At 61.7% G+C, this 6,000-nt stretch carries 8 protein-coding genes and 1 pseudogene; 5 read left to right on the forward strand and 4 right to left on the reverse strand.

Annotated elements, in window-relative coordinates; all coding sequences use genetic code 11:
• Positions 1 to 470 precede the first annotated feature (470 nt).
• The gene (locus BG842_RS24090; protein WP_069452790.1) at positions 471 to 857 is read left to right on the forward strand and encodes a DUF5820 family protein; all 387 of its coding nucleotides are present in this window, start codon (positions 471 to 473) and stop codon (positions 855 to 857) included.
• Between the two features lie 53 nt (positions 858 to 910).
• Complete coding sequence (locus BG842_RS24095; protein WP_069452791.1) at positions 911 to 1,360, forward strand: UPF0179 family protein; 450 nt, start codon at positions 911 to 913, stop codon at positions 1,358 to 1,360.
• On the opposite strand, the gene BG842_RS24100 is transcribed toward BG842_RS24095, so the two are convergent.
• The gene (locus BG842_RS24100) at positions 1,361 to 2,167 is read right to left on the reverse strand and encodes a succinylglutamate desuccinylase/aspartoacylase family protein (RefSeq protein ID WP_069452792.1); all 807 of its coding nucleotides are present in this window, start codon (positions 2,165 to 2,167) and stop codon (positions 1,361 to 1,363) included. It lies immediately after the preceding gene.
• A gap of 304 nt (positions 2,168 to 2,471) precedes the next feature.
• On the opposite strand from BG842_RS24100, the gene BG842_RS24105 reads away from it, so the two are divergent.
• Positions 2,472 to 2,921, forward strand: a complete 450-nt coding sequence (locus BG842_RS24105; protein ID WP_069452793.1) for a hypothetical protein — start codon at positions 2,472 to 2,474, stop codon at positions 2,919 to 2,921.
• A complete protein-coding gene (locus tag BG842_RS28375) occupies positions 2,905 to 3,237 on the forward strand; it encodes a HalOD1 output domain-containing protein (protein WP_083252736.1) in 333 nt (110 codons plus the stop codon). Before BG842_RS24105 ends, BG842_RS28375 begins: the two co-directional genes overlap by 17 nt.
• Positions 3,238 to 3,265: 28 nt before the next feature.
• Here the strand turns inward: BG842_RS28375 and BG842_RS24115 are convergent, their stop codons facing one another.
• From BG842_RS24115 to BG842_RS24125, 3 genes are all read right to left on the reverse strand, one after another.
• Positions 3,266 to 3,754, reverse strand: a complete 489-nt coding sequence (locus tag BG842_RS24115; protein WP_069452798.1) for a DUF309 domain-containing protein — start codon at positions 3,752 to 3,754, stop codon at positions 3,266 to 3,268.
• Between the two features lie 106 nt (positions 3,755 to 3,860).
• A complete protein-coding gene (locus tag BG842_RS24120; RefSeq protein ID WP_217493372.1) occupies positions 3,861 to 4,184 on the reverse strand; it encodes a hypothetical protein in 324 nt (107 codons plus the stop codon).
• A 102-nt stretch (positions 4,185 to 4,286) separates the two neighbouring features.
• Entirely contained in the window at positions 4,287 to 4,526 is a 240-nt protein-coding gene (locus BG842_RS24125; RefSeq protein ID WP_069452795.1) for a DUF5816 domain-containing protein, read from the reverse strand.
• Between the two features lie 82 nt (positions 4,527 to 4,608).
• On the opposite strand from BG842_RS24125, the pseudogene BG842_RS33340 reads away from it, so the two are divergent.
• Positions 4,609 to 5,960: pseudogene (locus BG842_RS33340) on the forward strand (bifunctional metallophosphatase/5'-nucleotidase).
• Positions 5,961 to 6,000 lie beyond the last annotated feature (40 nt).

Consider the following 6,000-nt stretch of genomic DNA (forward strand, 5'->3'; position numbering starts at 1 on the left):
CCGATACCGGCGGGAAGTACGTAGTAGACACGCATTCACAAAGTTGTGTCGGTCGGAACACCGCGATTGCTCTCCGGCGGGGCTTGTCGGGCGACGGCGAGCGCGCCCGCAGTAACTCCTGCGTCAATCGCGGGATCATTGTGCGTGCCATCCACCGCTTCGGAAACCAGTCGGCGTATTCCAGCGAAACCCATCCACCCGGAAGCGTATGGTTCGAGACCGTGTACCGTGCGGACTGCTACCACCCGATACTGTTTAATGGATAGGACGAGGCCATATATAACTGTTGCCCATGCACAAGATTCTTTTGATATAGATTAAGCATCCGAAAGACCCGAAGTTACGAACGAGTGGGCCTGTAGCGTTCAAATCGCCCATTGTGAAAAATCACACCGAACCCACCCTTTATATGCAAGGTCGATGCTCGTGGACTGACAACCCTTACACCCGTCCGCCGCCAACCGCCGTTCGTGTCCATCGAGAACCTCCCCGAGTCGTGGGTCGTCTGGAACGAGGAACCGAACGGCCGGTGTATCCTCGCCTACCGGCCGGACGTGTTCGACACGCGGCAGTTCCCGCCGGAGTGTATGCCGACGCTGTATCTCACGCAGGGGACCCCGAATCGGCCACCGCAGGAGCGCCGGGCGACCGACTCGTGGTATTTCGAGTTCTTCCTCGAACCGGAAGTCACCCTGCCGCGGACGCCGCGGTTCCCCACGCGCGATGAAGCACTGGAGGCCGCCGTCGCGTTCGCGGACGAGTTCGACCGCGGCGAAGTGGACTACCGGTCGTGGTATCTAGTTCCGCGCGAGGCGTACCTCGACAAACTGGACGAGTTGACCGGACGAACCGAGTAGCGGGATTTCGTCGTGGCGAGAGGCTTAACCGGCGGCCACACCTACGCCCGCCTATGTCCACCATCACGCTCGTCGGAACCCGCCTCGCGGACGTCGGTCAGGAGTTCGTCTATCAGGGCGAAGCCAGCGCCTGCGAGGGCTGTCCCTACAGAAACCAGTGTCTCAATCTCTCCGAGGGGGTGAAATATCGCGTCACGGACGTCAGGGAAGGCGCACAGACGCTCCCCTGTGGCGTCCACGACGACGGCGTGAGCGCCGTCGAAGTCGAACCGGCGACCGTCCGCGCCAACGTCTCCGCGAGGAACGCCTACGCCGGGAGCAACGCGAAACTCGAAGGGCCGTGCCCGCACGTCGAGTGCCCGAGCCACGAGTTCTGCGAACCCACCGGTGCCGACTTCGGCGAGGAGTACCGGATTTCGAAAATCGTCGGGGACCCTCCCCACGACTACTGCCACTTGGACCGCGACCTGACGCTCGTCGAGTTCGACGAGACGGACGAGTAATCAGTTCCCCAGCACGCCGATGTACTCCGCCGTGTAGCCGAAGATGTCCTCGTAGCCGTACGCCGACATCAACACCGGAACGAACGGGTTTTCGGCGACCAGCTCGTCCCCGTCGGCGGTTGCGAACGGCTCTCCCCGCTCGACGCGCTGGAAGTTCTCAACTAACACTTCGAACTCCGTACCGCCGTTTTTCCGCACCGGCTGGTCCATCCGGAACACTTCCACCTCGTCCTGCTCGCCCGCATCGACCGGATTTTTGCCCTCCGGCAACGGAAGGGCACCCGTTCCCGCGAGGAACCCGCGAACGAGGTCGTAGGCGTGGTCGACCGCCTCGGGAGACCCTTGCAGGCCGCACTCGACCTCCAGCGTGTGCGGATGCGAGATGAGTTTTCCCTTCGTGAACTTGTCCGTCTCGACCAGTTGTGAGACCGGCAGGTACGGACAGATGGACCGCGCGACCGCGTTCACCCGGTCCACGAGCGCGAACGGCCTCGCGTACGATTGCGTGGAGTGAAGCGAGAGGACGGTACAGTCCCGTAGCTCCGACACCAACTCGTGCGCCAACCGCCGCTCGTACGTCTCCGCATTCGGGTCGCCGGGGAAGACGCGGTTCAAGTCCTCGTTGATGTATCGAACGCCGCGTTCGAGCGCGCGCTCGTTGACGACGACGACCTTCACCGCCCGCTCCACGTCCGGGTCCTCCAACAGCAGTCTGTCCACCGCCGTCGGACCGCACGGCTCGTCGCCGTGAATCCCGGCGACGACTGCCACTTCCGGCGTTCCGTCACCTAACTGCTCGATTCGCATTTACCGAAGTCAGGTGTCGAAGCTTGAAAGCGCTTTACACTCGCGATTTTACGGAAAAAGGGGAAGAGATGTGGATGACAGCGACCGTCGCACATCGGACATCGTCGCCGTCCGACACAATTTACGTGCGGCGCTGAACGGGCGACGCTCGGTTTCTCGGTGCATTTCTCCTAATCAGACAGACTAATCGGTTCTCACATCCCCCTATATTAATGAAATATTGACATCATCGCTTACGATTTATCGAGGAAGGGGTCACAATTGCCGCACAAATTATACAACAAATCAGGAACATCTATACGACATGGGAGACAATACGCCGGACGACACCGAAACGGCATCGGAAAAACTCTCCGATGCCGAACTACCGGAGCTATCCGAAGACGTTCTGGAGCTAAACCACGTCTTTCAGGCGCTCGCGGAGTCACGACGCCGATATCTCGTGTACACGCTGAAATCCAAAACCCAATGGGAACTGACCGACATCGCCACGAAAATCGCGTCCTGGGAGATGGACCTGCCGGAACACGAAGTCCCGGGGGGGGAAGTCGAACGGACCTACGTCTCGCTGTACCACGCCCACGTTCCGAAACTGGTCGATGAAGGCGTCATCACGTTCGAGAAATCGACTGAAGTGATTCGACCGGGACCCAACGCACAGCAAGTGTTGGCGGCGCTGGCGGGCGCGGGTGCGAGCCTCGACATGCAACAGGAATCCCACGCACGGAGTGAGATGGATGACGCGAACAAGTGAGGGCAACGACGATAACGCCGAGAGTGGCGACGATGTGCAACGCACCCTCGTCCACCAAACGCGGTACGAACGGGATGGCAAACACGACCTCACGACGACGATAGTCGAGGCCATCGCCGACACGAAGGGAATTTCACCCACGGACCTGAAAGACCCCGTTCTGTACGATTGCGTCGATGTCGCCGCGCTGGAAGACGCGTTCTTTGGACCCAACATTTCGGGGCAGAGTCGAGACGGAGCAGGAACCGTGGAATTCCAATTCGGGGACTACCGAATCACGGTCAACAGCAACGGTTGGATTTCGGTGTACGAGTAGCGTCGGCCGGTACCTGATGTCGCCGCGATCAGTCGAGACCGTCAGCGTAGTCGTAATCGACATCGGTCGCCGTCGGTCGTCTCCCGTCCAGTTCTATTTTCCACCCGTGGAGCACCGTCGGGTCGTCCAACGCGTTCGTCATCTTCGTTCGAACGTCGGTGACGTTCACGCCGTAGAAGTCGCTCGGAACGCCGTGGAGGTACTGAAGCGCGGTTTCGAAGAGCGAGCGCATGCCGCCGTCGTCCTCGAAGTCGAAGTGCTTGTACGCGCCCGCCGCGACCTGCACCATTCCGTGGAGGAACGCGCTCTCGACCGACCCGTTGCCGTAGTTGTACCACTCGTCCTCGAAGCAGTCGTGGCTCTCGTGGAACTCCCCGGCGTTGAACAGTCGGACGCCGTGAATCACCGCCGTTCGAAGCGTCCCGTGTTCCCAGCAGTCTCGCTCCGGGAGCCACCCCGACGGGATTCGGCCGGTCGGTGGCGGGTCGGCGGTCGGGTCGCGTGTGTGGTCGTCCATTGCAGTCGCGGTATCGTTCGCACGCCACGGGTTTGTGTGTTGGTACTGGTCGTCCTCGACGCGTCGAGAAAAATCGATACTCGTTTTCGCTCGTTTCGTTCGGTCCCTACTGCGCAACCACCGCTTTGCTCGGCGGCGCTCGCGCGACTTCGTAGTCGCCACTTTCATCGACCGCGATGACTGCCCACTCGTAGTCCGGGTCCGAATCCCGAATCCGTTTTCGCAGTCGTGTCGCGTTCTCCGTCCACGTCACGAAGCAACGTAGCGTCCCATATTTCGGAGCCTCCCCGGTATCCGCGAGGGCGGAAACGCGTACCTCGCGCCACTTTCGTCTGGCGCGAAATTCGTCTCCGTCGTCCAAAACCTCGTATCCGAGGCGGTTGAAAATCGACCTGGCCTCCTTGGCCGGTGGTGTGCTAACAGGGGCCATCCATGTGAACGTAACACACAATACGTAATAAATGTTCTTGCGGATTCGAACAAATGTCACCCGATATTCAAAATATCGAAACGAATGCCTACCGGACGAACGTCACTCGTGTGCCGCGTCCCACTCCGTCGCTTTACGGAGGTTTCCACACCGGTTGCACTCGATGCGCCCCATCGAATCCATCGCGTTGTCCAACGTCTCGCAGTTCGCACAGAAATAGCCGTAGCGCCGTTCGTGCTCGGGCGAGCGATAGACGACGAAAAACGGACCTTTCGACCCGCGAGTTCCTTCCGACTCGTTGATATAGACGGTTTCGTCATTCGGCGTCGTCGCTGTGGTCATTATCCACCCCTTGTCGGCCCATCGATTTAGGGATGTTGAACGTATCGAAGGTATCTTGTCTCCTCCCTGAGACACGTCGGCAATGACCCTCCGGCTCCTCCACTATTCGGACATCGAGAACGTCTACGACGACCCGGACCGACTCGGCCGACTGGCGGGTTGTATCGACGCCAGACGCGACGACCGAACCGTCGTCGTCGGAACCGGGGACAACACCGCCCCCGGCGTCCTCTCGCTCGTCACCGAGGGGCGGCAAGCCCTCGATTTCTTCGACGCTATCTCGCCCGATTTCGGGACGTTCGGCAACCACGACTTCGATTACGGAATCGACCGGACCCGCGAACTCGTCCGGCGCTCCCCCAGACGTGGCTCACCGTCAACGTCCGCGAAGGGGACGACCGGTTCGCGGCCGGTGCCGGAACCGCGCCGTACGCGACCCGAGATATCGGCGGGACGCGGGTCGGATTCTTCGGCGTCACCACGCCCGAAACGGCGTCGATAAATCCGAACGCGAGCGAACTGACGTTCACCGACCCGATAGCGGCGGCCGAACGAACCGTCTCCCGTCTCCGAGACGAGGGCGTCGATATCGTCGTCGCGCTCTCCCACCTCGGCCGCGGCGACGAAGCGCTCGCCGACGCGGTGGATATCGACGTCATCCTCGGCGGACACGTCCACTCCGAGCGGGTGGAACAGCTGAACGGGACGCTCGTTACCCGTCCGGGTGTCAACGGCCACGTCCTCTCGAAGTGGCCTTCGACGGCGGGTCCGAACCGACCGTGACCCGACACCGCGTCGCGGACGCACCGCGGAACGAGGACGTGGCCGGTCGGCTGTACGAACGAAAGGAGTCGGCCGGACGGTTTCGGTCGTTGCGAGCGTGGACGACCCCATCGAACGAACCAAAACCACGACCTTCCGCGGCGAGAGTCGAATCGGGAACTTCGTCGCTGACGCCTACCGCTGGGCGACCGACGCGGCCGTCGGCCTGCAAAACAGCGGCGGGGCGAAGGCGACCCGCTTTCGGGCGAGGTGACCGTCGGTGACCTCGTGAGCGTCCTGCCGTTTCAGGAGCGCGTCGTCGTCGCGGAACTCTCGGTGACGAACTCCTCGACGTGTTCCGGCAGGCTCACGACCCGACCATCGGGTTCGCCGAACACGACTGGTGGCACGGTCACCTGAGCGGGGTCGAACTCGTCTGGAACCGGGCGGGGACGCGCTCGAATCCGCGACCATCGCCGGACGCGAGATTCGGGACGACGCGACCTACAGCCTCGCGACGACCGAGTACCTCCTGCACAGCGACCGGGAGTTCCCCGCGCTCGACATCGACCCCACGTCGAAACCGGAGACGTACAGTACGAGGTGCTGGCCGACTACGCCCGTCGGTTCGGCATCGACCCCGAGATAGAGGGTCGCATCGCGCAAAGATAGTAAGGTTCTCCCGGGTGCACCACCTCCGACTCGATATGAC

The sequence above is a fragment of the Haladaptatus sp. W1 genome (assembly GCF_001723155.1).
GTDB lineage: Archaea > Halobacteriota > Halobacteria > Halobacteriales > Haladaptataceae > Haladaptatus > Haladaptatus paucihalophilus.